Annotated in this window: 16 protein-coding genes; 4 read left to right on the plus strand and 12 right to left on the minus strand. The window is 70.1% G+C overall.

Going from position 1 to position 15,866, the window contains the following annotated elements; all coding sequences use genetic code 11:
- Positions 1-27: 27 nt before the first annotated feature.
- From AB0B45_RS29695 to AB0B45_RS29745, 11 genes are all read right to left on the minus strand, one after another.
- Complete coding sequence (locus tag AB0B45_RS29695) at positions 28-768, minus strand: haloacid dehalogenase-like hydrolase (protein WP_358137077.1); 741 nt, start codon at positions 766-768, stop codon at positions 28-30.
- A gap of 27 nt (positions 769-795) precedes the next feature.
- A complete protein-coding gene (locus tag AB0B45_RS29700; RefSeq protein WP_358137078.1) occupies positions 796-1,422 on the minus strand; it encodes an HAD hydrolase-like protein in 627 nt (208 codons plus the stop codon).
- A 17-nt stretch (positions 1,423-1,439) separates the two neighbouring features.
- Positions 1,440-1,946, minus strand: coding sequence for a hypothetical protein (locus AB0B45_RS29705; protein ID WP_358137081.1), 507 nt, complete (start codon positions 1,944-1,946; stop codon positions 1,440-1,442).
- A 31-nt stretch (positions 1,947-1,977) separates the two neighbouring features.
- Positions 1,978-2,598 carry an HAD family phosphatase gene (locus tag AB0B45_RS29710; protein ID WP_358137084.1) on the minus strand — a complete coding sequence of 207 codons (621 nt, stop codon included), beginning with the start codon at positions 2,596-2,598 and terminating at the stop codon, positions 1,978-1,980.
- Positions 2,599-2,763: 165 nt separating this feature from the next.
- The gene (gene nagZ, locus AB0B45_RS29715) at positions 2,764-4,092 is read right to left on the minus strand and encodes a beta-N-acetylhexosaminidase (protein WP_358137087.1); all 1,329 of its coding nucleotides are present in this window, start codon (positions 4,090-4,092) and stop codon (positions 2,764-2,766) included.
- 74 nt (positions 4,093-4,166) lie between these two features.
- Entirely contained in the window at positions 4,167-5,837 is a 1,671-nt protein-coding gene (ptsP, locus tag AB0B45_RS29720) for a phosphoenolpyruvate--protein phosphotransferase (RefSeq protein ID WP_358137090.1), read from the minus strand.
- Complete coding sequence (locus AB0B45_RS29725) at positions 5,834-6,091, minus strand: HPr family phosphocarrier protein (RefSeq protein ID WP_358137093.1); 258 nt, start codon at positions 6,089-6,091, stop codon at positions 5,834-5,836. The genes ptsP and AB0B45_RS29725 overlap by 4 nt, the downstream gene beginning before the upstream one ends.
- 38 nt (positions 6,092-6,129) lie before the next feature.
- Positions 6,130-6,258 carry a hypothetical protein gene (locus AB0B45_RS29730; RefSeq protein ID WP_358137095.1) on the minus strand — a complete coding sequence of 43 codons (129 nt, stop codon included), beginning with the start codon at positions 6,256-6,258 and terminating at the stop codon, positions 6,130-6,132.
- 90 nt (positions 6,259-6,348) lie between these two features.
- Entirely contained in the window at positions 6,349-6,795 is a 447-nt protein-coding gene (locus tag AB0B45_RS29735) for a PTS glucose transporter subunit IIA (protein ID WP_358137097.1), read from the minus strand.
- Between the two features lie 52 nt (positions 6,796-6,847).
- Positions 6,848-7,084, minus strand: a complete 237-nt coding sequence (locus AB0B45_RS29740) for a PTS glucose/sucrose transporter subunit IIB (protein WP_192779931.1) — start codon at positions 7,082-7,084, stop codon at positions 6,848-6,850.
- A 54-nt stretch (positions 7,085-7,138) separates the two neighbouring features.
- Positions 7,139-8,176, minus strand: a complete 1,038-nt coding sequence (locus AB0B45_RS29745; protein ID WP_358137100.1) for an SIS domain-containing protein — start codon at positions 8,174-8,176, stop codon at positions 7,139-7,141.
- Positions 8,177-8,276: 100 nt separating this feature from the next.
- Between AB0B45_RS29745 and AB0B45_RS29750 the strand changes: the two genes are divergently transcribed.
- The 4 genes from AB0B45_RS29750 to AB0B45_RS29765 all read left to right on the plus strand — a co-directional run bounded on the left by AB0B45_RS29750 (position 8,277) and on the right by AB0B45_RS29765 (position 12,579).
- Positions 8,277-9,017: a GntR family transcriptional regulator gene (locus tag AB0B45_RS29750; RefSeq protein WP_358137102.1), complete on the plus strand. Its 741-nt coding sequence runs from the start codon at positions 8,277-8,279 to the stop codon at positions 9,015-9,017.
- Between the two features lie 106 nt (positions 9,018-9,123).
- Positions 9,124-10,461, plus strand: a complete 1,338-nt coding sequence (locus AB0B45_RS29755; RefSeq protein ID WP_358137105.1) for a PTS transporter subunit EIIC — start codon at positions 9,124-9,126, stop codon at positions 10,459-10,461.
- A gap of 106 nt (positions 10,462-10,567) precedes the next feature.
- The gene (locus AB0B45_RS29760) at positions 10,568-11,866 is read left to right on the plus strand and encodes a PTS transporter subunit EIIC (RefSeq protein ID WP_358137107.1); all 1,299 of its coding nucleotides are present in this window, start codon (positions 10,568-10,570) and stop codon (positions 11,864-11,866) included.
- Positions 11,867-12,108: 242 nt separating this feature from the next.
- Complete coding sequence (locus AB0B45_RS29765) at positions 12,109-12,579, plus strand: Rv3235 family protein (protein WP_358137110.1); 471 nt, start codon at positions 12,109-12,111, stop codon at positions 12,577-12,579.
- A 362-nt stretch (positions 12,580-12,941) separates the two neighbouring features.
- Here AB0B45_RS29765 and secA read toward each other — a convergent pair whose 3' ends face one another.
- Positions 12,942-15,731, minus strand: coding sequence for a preprotein translocase subunit SecA (gene secA, locus AB0B45_RS29770; protein WP_358137112.1), 2,790 nt, complete (start codon positions 15,729-15,731; stop codon positions 12,942-12,944).
- Positions 15,732-15,866 lie beyond the last annotated feature (135 nt).

Genomic DNA, 15,866 nt, shown 5'->3' on the forward strand with positions numbered 1-15,866 from the left:
GCCGGGCCGCGATCCGCGTCTGTCCTGTCAGCCCGCCTTGCGGTCCACGGGCGAGGTCAGGCCCGCCACCGCCGCCACGACCTCCGAAGCGTTCGACAGGTCGGGCAGCACCACATTCGCCCCCGCCTCCCTGAGCTCCGCCACCGTCGACCGGCCCGAAGCGATCGCGACCATGGCGGCGCCCCCGATCCGCGCCGCCTGCACGTCGCGGGTGGAGTCGCCGATCAGCACGGTGTTCGCGATGGTGAACGGCGTGCCGTACCGCTGTTTGGCCCTGCCCTGGGCGACCTGGAGCAGGGTCGCCTTGGGGTAGACCTCCTCGCCGTAGCCGCCGAGGTCGAAGTCGATGTGCTTGTCGAGCCCGAACGCCTTCAGCTTGTGCACCGCGTTGCCCTTGATCGTGCCCGTCAGCACCGACTGGACGACGCCGTCGAGCCTGGAGACCGCCCTCAGCGCGTCCTTGGCGCCCGGCATCATCCTGCCCTCCTTGGCCAGCCGCTTGCGCCGGTCGGCGAAGGCGACGGCGAGGGAGGCGAGGAACCTGGGCAGGTCGTCGTCCCGCGCGACGATCCCGTTGACGGCGAGCGTCTCGAAGACGATCTCGGAGTCGGGCCTGCCCATGGCGGGGGCAAGCTTGACCAGCGGACGCCCGGTGACCTGGCGGAATGCCTCGGCGTACGCGTCCCTGGTGACGATCGCGACGTCGACCAGCGTGAGATCGACGTTCCACAGCACAAGGCGGTTGATGGCGGCCTCCCTGAAGTCCATGCCAAGGGTACGGCCCAGCGCCCCGTTTCAGGCGTGCTTGAGCGCTTCGGTAAGGGTGTCAACCACAGGCCAGCCCGTCGATTCGAGCTCCGAGCGCGGCGTCATGCCACCGGTGTAGAGCACGGCCCTGGCGCCCACATAGGTGGCGGCCACACCGTCGTCGACGCTGTCGCCGATGACGAGGATCTCGGCGGGGTCGACCTCGATCGCGGCGATGTGGGTGGCCATGTGCTCGGCCTTCTCCCCGCCGGTGGTACCGGTGAGCCCGTCGACCCTGGTGAAGTGGGTGTCGATGCCGAAGGAGGTGATGGTGGGCACCAGATGGTCGTGGGGCGCCATCGAGCACAGCGACTGGGTGCCGGTCCAGGTGCGCAGCGACAGTTCCGCGTCGGCGGCGAGCCCGCAGGCGGCCATCAGCCTGAAGTAGTTGTCGTGGAAGCCCTTGTCGAGCGCCTCCCATTCGCCCTCACGCAGGGGACGGCCGAGCAGCCGCTCGTAGGCCAGCCAGATGGGTCGCGTGTAGACGGCTCTGAATCCTTCGGCGGTCATCATCGCCATGCCGTACGGCTTGAAGACCTCGTTCGTCGCGCCGACCACGGCGTCGATGTCGTGAAAGAGAGTGCCGTTCCAGTCCCACACGATGTGCTGCGTCATGTCCCCATTGTCGGGCATCAGGCAAGCAAGTCGGGGATCTCCTGGGTGGCGTACCACATGAGCTCATGCGCCTCGGCGCCGTCGACGGTGAACCTGGCGTCGTCGTCTCCGCCGTCGGAGGCGGGCAGGGCGGCGATGGCGGCCTCGATGTCGGCGGCGGCGGAGGTGTCGTCGATGTGCACCGCGGCCACCTTGGCCATGGGGACCGCCTCGGCCAGCCGTACCCTGGCCCGCTCCTCCAGGTCGGCGCCCATGGACAGGACGTCGTCGGGGACCTCGGCCGCCACGACGACCCTGCGGGCGGCGGCGGGGACGCCGTCGGCGCGGTCGGCGGCGAGCATGCGCAGGGAGGCGCGGGCCGCCTCGGTCAGCGCCACGTACTCCAGCTCTTCGGTGTCACCCGAGGCGTACCACTCGATCAGGGCCGGAGTGACCGCGTAGCCGGTCAGCGGGGCGGGGCCCAGCTCTCCTTCGGCCGCTGCCCTGGCAAGCGCGGGAAGGGTGCTCGGCAGGTATACGCGCATCGGGAACCTTTCACGACGTTGAGGGGGACCATCATCGCAGGGGCAGCCGCAGCAGCGTCTCCAGCTCGGCGATCGTCGTGTCGGGTCCGATGTGGTGGATGACGCCGATGCCCAGCTCGCGGGCGGCGGCGATGTTGACCTCGATGTCGTCGATGAAGACGCACTCGGGGCCGCTCAGTCCGATGAGGTCGAGGGCGTGCTGGAAGATGCGCGGCTCGGGCTTGCGCATGCCGATCTCGCCGGAGATGACGATGGCGTCGAAGACGTCGTCCCAGCCGTCGCGGGGGTACTCGTTGGCCCACGAGTTGGACAGCAGGCAGGTCTTGATCCCTGATCCGCGGACGTGGAGCAGCATGTCGTACATCGCGTCGACCCGCTGGAAGCCGAGGAACATCCGGTTGAGCAGGCCTTCGGCCACGGGCTGGGTGCCGTCGACGGTGCGGAGCCTGGCGGCCAGGTCGCGCTCGAAGTCGGCGGCGCTGATCTCGCCGCGTTCGAGGGCGTGGACGGCGCTCTCCTGCCGCAGCAGCTCGCGCATCACCGCGCGGTAGTGCTCGCCGTCGAGGCGATCGGCCGCGATCCAGGCGGAGACGGCCTCCGACATGCTTGTGGTGAGCACACCGCCCCAGTCGATCAGGACTCCCTTGACCATGAGGAGCAGCCTATATCTCGTGAATGGGGCCGGTCATTTTCCCTTTGGTGTGGTCGAGACCGTGCGGGACTACAGCAGCGACACGCTCGACATCATCGTCATCCCAGGACCCGAGGCGGGGCCCGCGCCTTCCCCCACGCCCAGCCCGGAATGGTGGGAGAAGGGCTAGCGGCTCTGGGTTTCGATCGTGGCCGCCAGCTTGCGGTGCTCGGCCGAGCGCAGCACCTTGGCGGCCGCCGCGGCCGAGGCGACGGGGGCCGCCTCGAGGAAGCCGCGCTTCTCGCGAAGCTCCAGCAGCCTGGTCACCGACTGGTCGAGGCGCTGCCGCGAGATGCGGCCCGACTTCACCGCCGACAGCACCGCGCTGTGGGCCTTGGGCAGGTTCGGCGGCATGAGCAGCAGGTCCGCTCCGGCCAGGACGGCCCGCACGGCGACCTCGCCGTCGTCGTACTTCTTCCTGACGCCCTCCATGTTGAGCGCGTCGGTGGAGATGACGCCGTCGAAGCCCAGTGTGTCGCGCAGCAGCCCGGTCAGGATGGGCTTCGACAGGGTGGCGGGGTCGCCCGAGGAGTCGAGCCTGGGCATGACGATGTGGGCGCTCATGATCGCGTCGACCCCGGCGCCGATCGCCGCCTTGAACGGCGGGGCGTCCAGCCTCGTCCACTGCGTCCTGGTGTGCTTGATCACCGGCAGGCCCGTGTGGCTGTCGGTGCGGGTGTCGCCGTGGCCGGGGAAGTGCTTGGCGGTCGAGGCGACGCCCGCGTCGTGGAAGCCCTTCACCGACGCGGCCACCATCTGGGCCACCCGCCCGGGGTTGTCGCCGAAGGCGCGCTTGCCGATGACGGGATTCCTGGGGTCGATGTTGACGTCGGCCACGGGCGCGAAGTCGAGGTTGACGCCGAGCGCCTTCAGCTCGGCGCCGGTCGCCTCCGCGGCCTTGCGGGCCAGCCCTGTGTCGCGGGTCGCGCCGATGACCGAGGCGCCCGGCAGGTCGGTGACCAGCGCGGACATCCTGGACACCAGGCCATTCTCCTGGTCGGTGCCGATGATCAGCGGCACGCCCTTCGACGACTTCTGCAGGCCGTTGGTGAGGGAGACGACCTGGGAGACGCTCTTGATGTTCTCGGGGAAGAGGATCACGCCGCCCAGGTGGTACTTGGCGACCACCTGGGCCGGTGTGCTCGCGCCGAACGCGTTCTTGTTGCCCTCGGAGGCGCTGTCGGCTGAGGCGCCGTGGACGACCGGCATGAACAGCTGGCCGACCTTCTCCTCGACGCTCATCCGCGCCAGCGCCCGCCGTACGGCGCCCGAGCCTGCCCCGGCCAGTGCCTCGGCCGAGGGCGTGACGGACGGCGTGGCGGAGGGTGTGGCGGACGGCTTCGCCGCTGGTGGAGACACGAGCGTCGCCGATCCCGCGTGACCTGTCGAGCTCGCGCATGCCACGAGCGAGGTCGCGATCGCCAGGACGCCTGCGGTGCGAATGCCTCTAACCATGCCCCCCAAGCTATCCGGCCCGCCGCCGTGACGCCGACTCAACGACTACACGCCGATCACCCTGCGGACCGTCCTCAGAGGCCAAGTTCGGCCAGGGCGGGCAGCCGCGCGCGGGCCGCGTTCCTGGCGCCCGCCGCCGTCGCCTGCCCCCTCGCCGCCGCGGCCGCCGTACGGCACTGCGCCAGCGAGTGCCGGGCCAGCCCTGCCCGTACGGCAGGCAGCGCGGGCGCGCTCATCGACAGCGTCGCCACGCCCAGCCCCACCAGCACGCAGGCCAGAGCGGGATCGGCGGCCGCCTCGCCGCACACCCCGCACGGCACCCCGTGGTCGCCGACCGCCGCGGCGACCAGGTCGAGGAGCGCGGGCTGCCACGGGTCCTGCAGCTGGGTGAGCGCGCCCACCTGCCGATCGGCGGCGAAGGCGTACTGGGCCAGGTCGTTGGTCCCGATCGAGAAGAAGTCGACGACGCCCGCGAGGTCCTTCGAGCGGAGCGCGGCGGCCGGGACCTCGATCATCACTCCCGCCGACGCGAGCCCCCTGGTCGCGCACTCGTGGACGAACCAGGCGGCCTCCTCGACGGTGGACACCATCGGCGCCATCACCTGGAGCCGGTCGGCCATCCCCTCGGCCGCGTCGGCCAGCGCCTGGAGCTGGGCGTTCATCACGTCGGGGAACGCCCTGAACAGCCGCAGCCCCCGCTGCCCCAGCGCGGGATTCGGCTCGGCGGTGGGGGACCGCAGGAACGCGAGAGGCTTGTCGGCGCCCGCGTCGAGCGTGCGGACCACGACCTTGCCGTGCGGGAAGGCCTCCAGCACCGCCCGGTAGGCGTCGCGCTGCTCCTCGTGGGAGGGCGGCTTGGTCCTGTCGAGGAAGAGGAACTCCGTCCGGTACAGGCCGACGCCCTCGGCGCCGCTGTCCACGGCGGTTTTCACGTCCCTCGGCCCACCGATGTTGGCCAGCAACGGCACCGGGTGCCCGTCGGCCGTCCTGCCGGGCCCCGCCGCCCCTTCGAGCGCCCGTTCCCTGGCCTGGGAGACGCGTCGCGCCTCGGCCACCCGCTCCTCGCTCGGCTCGACGGTGACCGTGCCCGCGCCTCCGTCGACCAGCACACGGACACCGGGGCGCAGCGCGGTCGCGCCGCGCGCGGCCACCACGGCGGGCACGCCCATCGCGCGCGCCAGGATCGCGGTGTGGCTGGTGGGGCCGCCCTCCTCGGTCACGAAGGCGGCGACCACGTCCTTGGTCAGCAGTACCGTGTCCGCGGGCGCCAGATCCCTCGCCACCAGCACGTACGGCTCGGCCGCCACCGTGGGCACGCCGGGCAAGGGGTGCCCGGTGAGCACGGCGATCGTCCTGTCCCTGATGTCGTCGAGGTCGGCCGCCCGCTCACCCATGTAGCCGCCCGCGGCGACGAGCAGGTCGCGGTACTTGCCGAAGGACTCCCACACGGCCCTGGCCGCCGCCGTCCCTCGCTCGATCAGCGCGTCGACGCCGATGGCCAGGCCAGGGTCGCGGGCCATGAGCGCCTGGGCGGCGAGCACGTCCTTGGCCTCGCCGCCCGCTCTGACGCCGCGCGCCTCCAGGTCGCCCGCGACCCGTTCCAGCGCCGCGCGCGCCCGCGCCTTCTCCTGATCCGCCTCGCCCTGGTAGGTCGCGCCCTCGGGGGGTTCGGGCACCGAGACGGTCAACACGTAGACGGGGCCGTGCCCGATGCCGGGACTGACCCCCACCCCCGAGACAGTCATGGCGCCGATGCGATCGCGGCCAGCTCGTCCACGAGCTCCTCCGCGCCCTCTCCCTCGGCCCTGATCACGATCGACTGGCCCTGACGCACGTCGAGACCCATGACCATCAGGATGCTCTTGGCGTTGACGGGCTCTCCGCCCAGCTTGGCCACGGTGACGTCGATGGCGGCCTTCGCCGCCGCCTGCACGAACGTCGCCGCGGGTCGGGCGTGCAGGCCGACCTCCGCCTCGACGGTCACCTTGCGCTCGGCCATCGGGACTCCTCCTCGTAAGCGGTCCAGACCAGCTGGACTCACGAAAACAACGGCCGGCCGGCCGCGGTCAGGTCAGCGACCACCAGGTCGGCGCCGGCCAGGTCCTCGCCGACGTGGGTGGTGGCCACCGCCACGCACCGCGTACCCGCCGCTTTCGCCGCGGACATCCCCGCCACCGAGTTCTCGAAGACTACGCAATCGCCGGGTTTCGCCCTCAGCCGGGTAGCCGCGAGGAGACAGCCGGAACAGCGCCGTGTCTACGCCCATCGGAAGAGCTCGTCCCCCACGTGCACGGGCCCCTGGGCGACGACGGTCACCGCCTCCGCGCGGGCGTCGAGCGCGACCACGGGACAGACCGGCGAGCGGCCGCCCGCCTCGACGACGGCGGGGTCCCATGCCACGACGGGCTGGCCGGCGTTCACCCTGTCCCCCTCGGCGGCCAGCAACTGGAAGCCCTCCCCCTTCAGCTGCACGGTGTCGATGCCCAGGTGTACCAGCACTCCCCTTCCGTCATCCCCCACGATGACGTAGGCATGCGGATGCAGCTTCATGATCTTGCCGTCTATCGGGGCGACGGCCTTGCCTGGCCCGCGCGCCGGGTCGATCGCCGTCCCCGGCCCCACCATGCCCGCCGAGAACACCGGGTCGGGCACGGCGCCCAGGCCGACCGCGGCCCCGTCGACCGGGGCGAGAACGCTGGTCATTGGTCCCCCCTGCACCAGAGCGCCGGCGGCGGAAGGCCCCGCCACCGGCGCTCTAGCCGATGATGTCCTCGATGTCGCTGGCGATCGTGTCGGCTTCGGGCCCCACCACGACCTGGACGACGTTCCCCGCGGCCATCACTCCGTGGGCCCCCGCGGCCTTCAGCGCCGCCTGATCGACCTTGGAGGCGTCGTGCACCTCGGTGCGCAGCCGTGTGATGCACGGCTCGATCTCGATGATGTTGGCCGCACCACCGAGCCCGGCGATGATCGCGTTCGCGTCCGCCGCCATCTGGTCCTCCCTCGTCGATACGTCTGTTTGACCAGGCTAAACGAACGCGTGTAATCAGTCGGTCTGCGTCACTTTGTTGAGGCCACGAGGCGCGTCGGGGTCGATGCCGAGGCGGCGGGCGAGCGCCTCCGTGAGGAGCTGACCAGGGATGATCAGGCCCATCGGGGCCACCCACTCGGGCAGGTCGGGGCCGTTCAGCGCCGCCGTACCCGCCTGGGCCAGAGCCTTGCCCCCGCCCACGGTGAAGGCCGCGGCGCCGGCGCCGACCACGCGCTCGGCCAGGGCGACCGTGCCCGCCAGCGTCGGGCTGTTCTCGGCGGCGACGAGCAACGCGGGGGTGTCCTCGTCCACCACGGCGATGGGGCCGTGCAGCAGGTCGGCGTAGGACAGGCCCATGGCGTGCAGGTAGCAGGCCTCCTTGAGCTTCAACGCGGTCTCGAGCGCGGTGGAGAAGGCCATGCCGCGCCCCGAGACGACCACGCCCGGCTTGTCGGCCAGGCCTTCGACGACCGCCTCGAGGTCGCCGGGCTCGGCGATCAGCTTCTCCACAGCCTCCGGCACCCGCTGCAGGTCGGCGGCGTCCACGTCCGCGCCGAGACCCAGCGCGAGTACGGCCAGCGCCGCCAGCTGCGTGGTGTAGGTCTTGGTGGCGGGAACCGCCTTCTCCTCGCCGGCCAGCGTGACGAGGGCGACGTCGGCGGCCTGCGCGAGCGGGCTGTCCTCGCCGCCGTTGGTGATGCCGACGGTCTTCGCGCCGCAGTCCTTGGCCCAGGCGAGCGTCTCGACGATCTCCTCGGTCCTGCCGGACTGGGAGATCGCGACGGCCAGCACGCCGTCGAGGTCGAGCCTGCGCTTGTAGGTGGTGGCGATCGAGGGCGCGGCGAGGGCGGCCAGACGCCCGGCGTGCGACTCGATGAGATAGCGGCCGTAGACTGCGGCGTTGTCCGAGGTGCCGCGCGCGATGAACAGCAGCTGCCTGGTCTGGTCGCCGAGCGCCTTCACCTCATCGACTCGAGGAAGCAATGAGTCCAGGGTGGCCCGCAACGCGGCCGGTTGCTCGGCGATCTCGCTGCGCATCTTGGTGGTCATCATGTCCCCATCGCTTGACTGGCTATTCCGGCATGTGGTCTAGTCCGGACTAGACCAGTACGAACCATAACCCATCGCCCAAGTCAGATCGAGGGGAGGATCCGTGGCGCACATCGATCCGGACAGCCCGGTGCCCAAGTACTTCCAGCTCCGCGAGATCCTGCTGGATCTCATCGACAGCAACGAGCTCAGTATCGGCGCGGCGATCCCGTCCGAGCGCGAGCTCTGCCAGCGTTTCGGCCTGTCGCGGATGACCGTCCGCCAGGCCGTCGACCATCTGGTCTCGGAGGGGCGCCTGCACAGGGTGCCGGGCAAGGGCACGTTCGTGGCCAGGCCCAAGATCGAGCTGGCGCTCCAGCTCACCTCCTTCACCAACGACATGCGCGCCCGCGGCCTCGAGCCGGGCTCCCGCGACCTCGACAGGCGCGTCGTGCGCGCGAGCGCCCACCTGGCCAAGGAGCTCGGGATCCAGCCGGGCGAAGAGGTCCACTTCATCGAACGGCTGCGCACCGCCGACGGCGAGCCGCTGTCGATCGAGCGCGCCCACATCCCCGTCTCACTGGCCCCCGACCTGGCCGACCACGACCTCACGGGCAAGTCGCTCTACCAGCTTCTCGAGACGCGCTACGGCATCGTGATGGACGCGGGCGAGCTGACCATCGACGGAGGGCTCGCCGACCCGAGCGACGCCGACCTGCTGAAACTGCCCCGTGGTGGAGCCGTGCTGCTGCTGCAGCGCCGCTCGTTCTCCGGCGGGGTGTGCGCCGAGCTGGGAGTCTCCACCTACCGGGCCGATCGGTACCAGTTGCGCACCATCCTGGAGATTCCCGCCCGTCGCGGCTGACCGGCTCGCGGGGGTACGGCATGCTTGGGTCCTGCTCGTCACCCCGCCCCGCCAGGTCCCTCGGCCGGGCCTGGTCCTTACCCCCCACTCTCCGGAGGCACTCCCGGTGAACGAGTCCGCCGCGATCCCTTCGCCGTTCTCCCGCGTCATGGCCGTGCTCCAGCGCATGGGCCGCTCCCTCATGCTCCCCATCGCGGCCCTGCCCGCCGCCGCGCTCCTGGTGCGCTTCGGCCAGCCCGACATGCTGGGCGCCAACGGCGCCGAACCCGGCGGCCTGGCCGACGTGGCGGGCTTCGCCTGGATGACCCACGTCGCCGAGGTGCTCGCCGCCGCGGGCGACGCCCTGTTCCAGAACCTGCCGCTGCTGTTCGCGGTCGGCGTCGCCATCGGGTTCGCCCGCAAGGCCGACGGCTCCACCGCGCTGGCCGCCGTGGTCGGCTACCTGGTCTTCGACCGCGTCACCAAGGTCATGTTCTTCGAGTCGGCCATCAGGGACACCGTCATGATCCGCCAGGCGGAGAGCCAGGGGATCAAGGAGATCATCAACTACGGCGTGCAGAACCCGACCAAGGTGCTCGGCGGCATCATGATCGGCCTGGTGACCGCGATGCTCTGGCAGCGCTTCTACCGGATCAAGCTGCCCTCCTGGCTGGCCTTCTTCGGCGGGCGACGCTTCGTCCCGATCATCACCTCGATCGCGGCGCTGCTGATCGGCGTGCTCATCGGCTGGATCTGGCCGGTGCTCGGCGAGTGGATCGGCGAGGCGGGCCGGGCCCTGGCCGACGCCGGCGCCGTGGGTACGGGCCTGTACGGGTTCTTCAACAGGCTGCTGGTGCCGCTCGGCCTGCACCACTTCGTCAACTCGATCGTGTGGTACGTCGTGCCCGAGTGCCAGGTCGGCGGGCGGGCCCTGGCCGGCGACTGGAACTGCTACTTCGGCGGCGACCCGAACGCGGGCGAGTTCATGGCCGGCTTCTTCCCCATCATGATGTTCGCGCTGCCGGCCGCCGCGCTGGCCATCTGGCGGGCGGCGCTGCCCGGCAAGCGGACGGCTGTCGGCGGCATCATGCTCTCCGCGGCGCTGGCCTCGTTCGTCACCGGGATCACCGAGCCGATCGAGTTCGCGTTCATCTTCGTGGCACCGGTGCTGCTGGTGGTCCACGCGGTGCTGACCGGGGTCGCCATGGCGGTCACGACGCTGGTCGGGGGGCAACTGGGATTCGGCTTCTCGGCCGGGCTGCTCGACATGCTGCTGAACGCCAGCAAGTCCAACACGCACAACGTGATCGGCATCCTGGTCATCGGGGTGGTCTATGGAGCGGTCTACTACGTGGTGTTCAGCTTCCTGATCAAGCGGCTGAACATCATGACGCCCGGGCGGGAGCCCGAGGTGGACGTGGACTCCGGTGAAGCCGCCGCCACCCCCTCGCCGCCGAACCCCTGACACGCCACGCAGGAGCGGCCCGCCCTACGCCCTGCCGAGCGTTTCCGCAGGACAGGGTGTGGTAGATACCCGGCATCCCCCGTGACGACCTGCCGGGGGAGCCGGGATGAGCACAACGACCGCCGATGGCGGCACGTCCTTCTGGTCTGCCGCCTTCGCCGTGCTCCAGCGGGTCGGCAGATCGCTGATGATGCCCATCGCCGTCCTCCCCGCCGCCGGCCTCCTGCTCCGCTTCGGCCAGGACGACCTGCTCGGCCGTACCGACAACGCCTTCCTCGACAAGGTCGCCGCCATCTTCGCCGCCGCCGGTGGCGCGCTGTTCGACAACCTGCCGCTGCTGTTCACGATCGGCGTCGCCATCGGGTTCGCCAAGAGGTCCGACGGCTCGACCGCGCTGGCCGCCCTCGTCGGCTACCTGGTGTTCGACCAGGTCACCCGCCGCATGTTCTTCGACTCCACCAGCGAGGCCGTCAAGACCAAGGTCACCCTGGCGCTCCAGAACGGCACCACGGTCATCAACCAGGCCGCCTCCGCCCAGCCCACGGGCGTCCTCGGCGGCATCATGATCGGGCTGGTGGCGGCGGTGCTCTGGCAGCGCTACTACCGGATCAAGCTCCCCTCCTGGCTGGCGTTCTTCGGCGGCAGGCGCTTCGTCCCCATCATCACCGCCGTGACCGCCCTCGGCCTCGGCGTGGTCTTCGGCTTGATCTGGCCGCCCATCGGCACGGCGCTCACCGCGTTCGGCGACTGGCTGGCCACCCACTCCGCGCTCGGCTCGGGCGTCTACGGCGTGGCCAACCGCCTGCTCATCCCCCTCGGCCTGCACCACTTCGTCAACTCGATCGTCTGGACGGTCATCCCCGAGTGCACGGTGAACGGCGTGCACGCCGCGGGCGACCTCAAGTGCTACGCGATCGGCCAGCAGGGCGCGGGCATCTTCATGACCGGTTTCTTCCCCGTGCTGATGTTCGGGATCCCCGGAGCGGCGCTGGCGATCTGGCGGGCGGCCCCTCCCCCCAAGCGGGCGGCGGTGGGCTCCATCATGGTCGGCGGCGCGCTGACCGCGTTCGTCACCGGGATCACCGAGCCGGTGGAGTTCGCGTTCATCTTCGTGGCGCCGCTGCTGTTCGTCACGCACGCGCTGCTCACCGGCGTCTCGATGGCGCTGCTCGCGGCGCTGGACACGCGCCTCGGGTTCAGCTTCTCGGCGGGCGGCATCGACATGCTGCTGAACGCCACCAAGTCGAACACCCACGGGCTGGCGCTGATCATCGCGATCGGGCTGGCCTACTTCGTCCTCTACTACCTGCTCTTCAGCTTCCTGATCCGCAAACTCGACATCCTCACCCCCGGCCGCGAGCCCGACGACGACACCATTCCCTCGGACCAGCAGACCTCCGGCTGACATACGGGATGCCGATATCCCGCCGCGACCCCGACCGGAATGGATTCGGTACGGCGGGCCTGGAATGCGCGCCCGCCGGAATGCGGATAAAGCTGGTCGCCAACCGATCCAACCCATCGTGATCTTCTTCGTCGATGCCCCCAAATGGCCGCAGGAAACGGGGAAGTTGGCGGCCGATGTATCTGAGCGTGGGGCCGAAAACTCCTTATAGCGACGTTCTCCCGCATGAGGTTGGAGGTTTCATGGCATCACGGCTGCGTCCCGTTCCGCTCCCCCGCGTCACCCTCACCCCGGTCCCCGACCCGCCGTACGACGGCGAGCAACGCGGTCCAGAGCCCGCCACCCACGGGTCGCTCGCCCTCGCCCCTGCGGACCCGCGCCCCCTGGTCTGGGGACCGCCGGGGTCCGTTCCCGACGAGCGCCACCTGCGCCACCTCGGCCAGGCGCTCGCCGAGATCCTCACCGGCCGCAGACCCCCCGAAACGGTCAGCGACCGGCTCACCGACCGGGCCTACGCCGAACTCGTCCGCGCCGGCCGAATGATCACCGCAGGCAGCCGGCCCCTCGTCGGCGTTCCGCGCGTGACGCAGCCCAGGGAGGGCGCGGTCGAGATGTGCGTACTGGTCCACTGCGGCGAACGCAGCCACGTTCTGGCGCTCCGGCTCGAACGCCGCGGCGTCCAGTGGCTGTGCACCGACTTCGAAACCGCCTGACCCCGGTACGGCGGGGCACCCACCCCGCCGCACCGGACGGACCCCGAGTACCCCACCATCGCAGGGCCGCCACCCCTGTCGAGCCCCTCATCGACCGCAGGAGGCCCGCTGAGCTGTCTCAGAGGGGCACACCGTCTGAGCGACCGCCCGCTCCCCCGGAGACCCGGCGCTCCCGCCCAACCGCCGCTCCCCCGGAGACCCGGCACTCCCACCCAACCGCCGCTCCCCGGAGACCAGCCACGCCCTCCGACCAACCCGCGGCTCCCAAGAGGCCCGCCGCTCCCACCCGAATGCCGAAGCCGGGCAGAGAACGCGAAGGCCCCGCGCCCGGGAAACCGGGGCGGGGCCTTCAGGTGTTTCGGCTACGCGTCGACGTGCTTCGGGTCGCCGTGGCAGCGCTTGTACTTCTTGCCCGATCCGCACGGGCACGGCGCGTTGCGCTCCACGTTGCCGTAGGCCGCGCGCTCGGCGGCCGTCGTGCGGACCTTGGTGTGCTCGACCTCGCCGCCCTCGCCAGGAGCGGTGTACTCCAGCTCGGTCGGCCGCTCCGGCCCGCGCAGCCCGCGCGCGATGATCGAGCGGGTCTCGGCGATCTCCTCCGACTCCTCGACGATCGGGTTCTCCTGGACCTCGACCTCGAGGTTGAACAGGTAGCCGACCGACTCCTCCTTGATGCCGTCGAGCATCGCGGCGAACATCTCGAAGCCTTCGCGCTGGTACTCGATCAGCGGGTCGCGCTGCGCCATCGCGCGCAGCCCGATGCCCTCCTGGAGGTAGTCCATCTCGTAGAGGTGCTCGCGCCACTTGCGGTCGAGGACCGACAGGATGACGCGCCGCTCCAGCTCGCGCATGGCCTCGGAGCCGAGCTCCTCCTCGCGCCTGTCGTAGGCGGCGAGGGCGTCGGTCTTGATCTTCTCGTGGAGGATCTCGGCCGACAGCTCCTCGCGGCCGCCCACCTCCTCGACGAGGTCGTCGAGCTTGACCGAGACCGGGTAGAGCTCGCCGAAGGCCTTCCACAGCTTGTCGAGGTCCCACTCCTCGGAGAAGCCCTCGGACGTGGCGGCGGTGACGTACTCGTCGATCACGTCGCCGACGAAGCCGCGCACCTGCTCGTGCAGGTCGGCGCCCTCCAGCACGCGGTGGCGCTCGGCGTAGATCACCTTGCGCTGCCGGTTCATGACCTCGTCGTACTTCAGAACGTTCTTGCGGATCTCGAAGTTCTGCTGCTCGACCTGGTGCTGGGCGGAGGCGACGGCCTTGGTGACGATGCCCGACTCGATCGGCTGGTCGTCGGGGATGTTCATCCTGACCATGATCGCTTCGACGCGCGGCGAGTTGAACAGGCGCATCAGGTCGTCGCCGAGCGAGAGGTAGAAACGCGACTCGCCGGGGTCGCCCTGGCGTCCGGAACGGCCGCGCAGCTGGTTGTCGATGCGGCGCGACTCGTGGCGCTCGGTGCCGAGGACGTAGAGGCCGCCGAGATCGGTGACCTCCTCGTGCTCGGCCTTGACCGCGCCCTCGGCCTTGGCCAGCGCCTCGGCCCACGCCTTCTCGTACTCCTCCGGCGTCTCGCCGGGGTCGAGGCCGCGCTGGCGCAGCTCCACGTCGGCGCGGAACTCGGGGTTGCCGCCGAGCATGATGTCGGTGCCTCGACCGGCCATGTTGGTGGCCACGGTCACGGCGTGCTTGCGGCCCGCCTCGGCGATGATCGACGCCTCACGCGCGTGGTTCTTCGCGTTGAGCACCTCGTGCTTGACGCCCTGGCGGGTCAGCATCTTGGACAGCCGCTCGGACTTCTCGACCGAGGTGGTGCCGACGAGGACGGGCTGGCCCGTCTCGTAGCGCTCCTTGATGTCCTCGACGACCGCGGTGAACTTGGCGTCCTCCGTGCGGTAGATGAGGTCGGCCTGGTCCTTGCGGACCATCGGCCGGTTGGTCGGGATCGGGACCACGCCGAGCTTGTAGGTCTGGTGGAACTCGTTCGCCTCGGTGGCCGCGGTGCCGGTCATGCCGGCGAGCTTGGCGTACAGGCGGAAGTAGTTCTGGAGGGTGATCGTGGCGAGCGTCTGGTTCTCGTCCTTGATCTTCACCCCCTCCTTGGCCTCGATGGCCTGGTGCATACCCTCGTTGTAGCGGCGCCCGTGGAGGACTCGGCCGGTGAACTCGTCGACGATCAGGACCTCACCGTCGGTGACGATGTAATCCTTGTCCTTCTTGTAGAGCTCCTTGGCCTTCAACGCGTTGTTGAGGAAGCCGACCAGGTGGGTGTGCTCGGGCTTGTAGAGGTTGTCGATGCCGAGCCAGTCCTCGACCTTCTCCACGCCCGTCTCGAGAATGCCGACCGTGCGCTTCTTCTCGTCGACGACGTAGTCGCCGGTGCTGGGCTCGCCGGGGTTCTTGCCCTCGACGCCCCTGCGGAGGCGCGGCACGATCTTGGCGAACTCGGTGTACCACTTGCCCGACTGCTCGCCGGGGCCCGAGATGATCAGCGGCGTGCGGGCCTCGTCGATGAGGATCGAGTCGACCTCGTCGACGATCGCGAAGTTGTGGCCGCGCTGGACGCACTCCTCGAGCGACCAGGCCATGTTGTCGCGCAGGTAATCGAAGCCGAACTCGTTGTTGGTGCCGTAGGTGATGTCGGCGCCGTACATCTTGCGCCGCTCCTCGGGGGTCTGCCCCGAGATGATCACACCGGTCTCGAGGCCGAGGAAGCGGTGGATCCGCCCCATCTTCTCCGCGTCACGCTGGGCCAGGTAGTCGTTGACCGTGATGACGTGGACGCCCTTGCCGGAGAGCGCGTTGAGGTAGCTGGGCATGACACAGGTCAGGGTCTTGCCCTCACCTGTCTTCATCTCGGAGATGTTGCCCAGGTGAAGGTTGGCGCCGCCCATGATCTGGACGTCGTAGGGACGCTGGCCGAGGACGCGCCGCGACGCCTCGCGCACCGTCGCGAACGCCTCGGGCAAGAGGTCGTCGAGCGACTCCCCGTCGGCGTGTCGCTGCTTGAACTCGTCCGTGAGCGCGCGCAACTCCGCGTCGGACAGGCTCTTGAAGTCGTCCTCAATGGAGTTGACCTGGTCGGCGATCCGCTTCAGCTTGCGCAGGATCTTGTTCTCGCCGGCGCGCAGAATCTTGTCGAGAATGGCTGGCACTTTGTGTAAAGCTCCTCGCAGGTCTTCCCCGGCGGCCGCCAGGAGGAGAGGCTGAGACAAACTTCCCCGTTGCCATCGTAGGCGGTTCCGCCACCAGACACAGCCACCGCGACTAGGAGGCCGCTACACCCGTCT

The organism is Nonomuraea sp. NPDC049152 (genome assembly GCF_040648355.1).
Classification (GTDB): domain Bacteria; phylum Actinomycetota; class Actinomycetes; order Streptosporangiales; family Streptosporangiaceae; genus Nonomuraea.

What these genes read in the sequence shown, in the direction of transcription:
- AB0B45_RS29745 (WP_358137100.1), bottom strand. Translation starts at nt 8,176, where the DNA reads ATGATGACCACCAAGATGCGCAGCGAGATCGCCGAGCAACCGGCCGCG.
- AB0B45_RS29710 (WP_358137084.1), bottom strand. Translation starts at nt 2,598, where the DNA reads ATGGTCAAGGGAGTCCTGATCGACTGGGGCGGTGTGCTCACCACAAGC.
- AB0B45_RS29765 (WP_358137110.1), top strand. Translation starts at nt 12,109, where the DNA reads ATGGCATCACGGCTGCGTCCCGTTCCGCTCCCCCGCGTCACCCTCACC.
- AB0B45_RS29700 (WP_358137078.1), bottom strand. Translation starts at nt 1,422, where the DNA reads ATGACGCAGCACATCGTGTGGGACTGGAACGGCACTCTCTTTCACGAC.
- AB0B45_RS29735 (WP_358137097.1), bottom strand. Translation starts at nt 6,795, where the DNA reads ATGACCAGCGTTCTCGCCCCGGTCGACGGGGCCGCGGTCGGCCTGGGC.
- AB0B45_RS29705 (WP_358137081.1), bottom strand. Translation starts at nt 1,946, where the DNA reads ATGCGCGTATACCTGCCGAGCACCCTTCCCGCGCTTGCCAGGGCAGCG.
- nagZ (WP_358137087.1), bottom strand. Translation starts at nt 4,092, where the DNA reads ATGGTTAGAGGCATTCGCACCGCAGGCGTCCTGGCGATCGCGACCTCG.
- AB0B45_RS29760 (WP_358137107.1), top strand. Translation starts at nt 10,568, where the DNA reads ATGAGCACAACGACCGCCGATGGCGGCACGTCCTTCTGGTCTGCCGCC.
- AB0B45_RS29695 (WP_358137077.1), bottom strand. Translation starts at nt 768, where the DNA reads ATGGACTTCAGGGAGGCCGCCATCAACCGCCTTGTGCTGTGGAACGTC.
- ptsP (WP_358137090.1), bottom strand. Translation starts at nt 5,837, where the DNA reads ATGACTGTCTCGGGGGTGGGGGTCAGTCCCGGCATCGGGCACGGCCCC.
- AB0B45_RS29740 (WP_192779931.1), bottom strand. Translation starts at nt 7,084, where the DNA reads ATGGCGGCGGACGCGAACGCGATCATCGCCGGGCTCGGTGGTGCGGCC.
- AB0B45_RS29725 (WP_358137093.1), bottom strand. Translation starts at nt 6,091, where the DNA reads ATGGCCGAGCGCAAGGTGACCGTCGAGGCGGAGGTCGGCCTGCACGCC.
- AB0B45_RS29730 (WP_358137095.1), bottom strand. Translation starts at nt 6,258, where the DNA reads ATGTCCGCGGCGAAAGCGGCGGGTACGCGGTGCGTGGCGGTGGCCACC.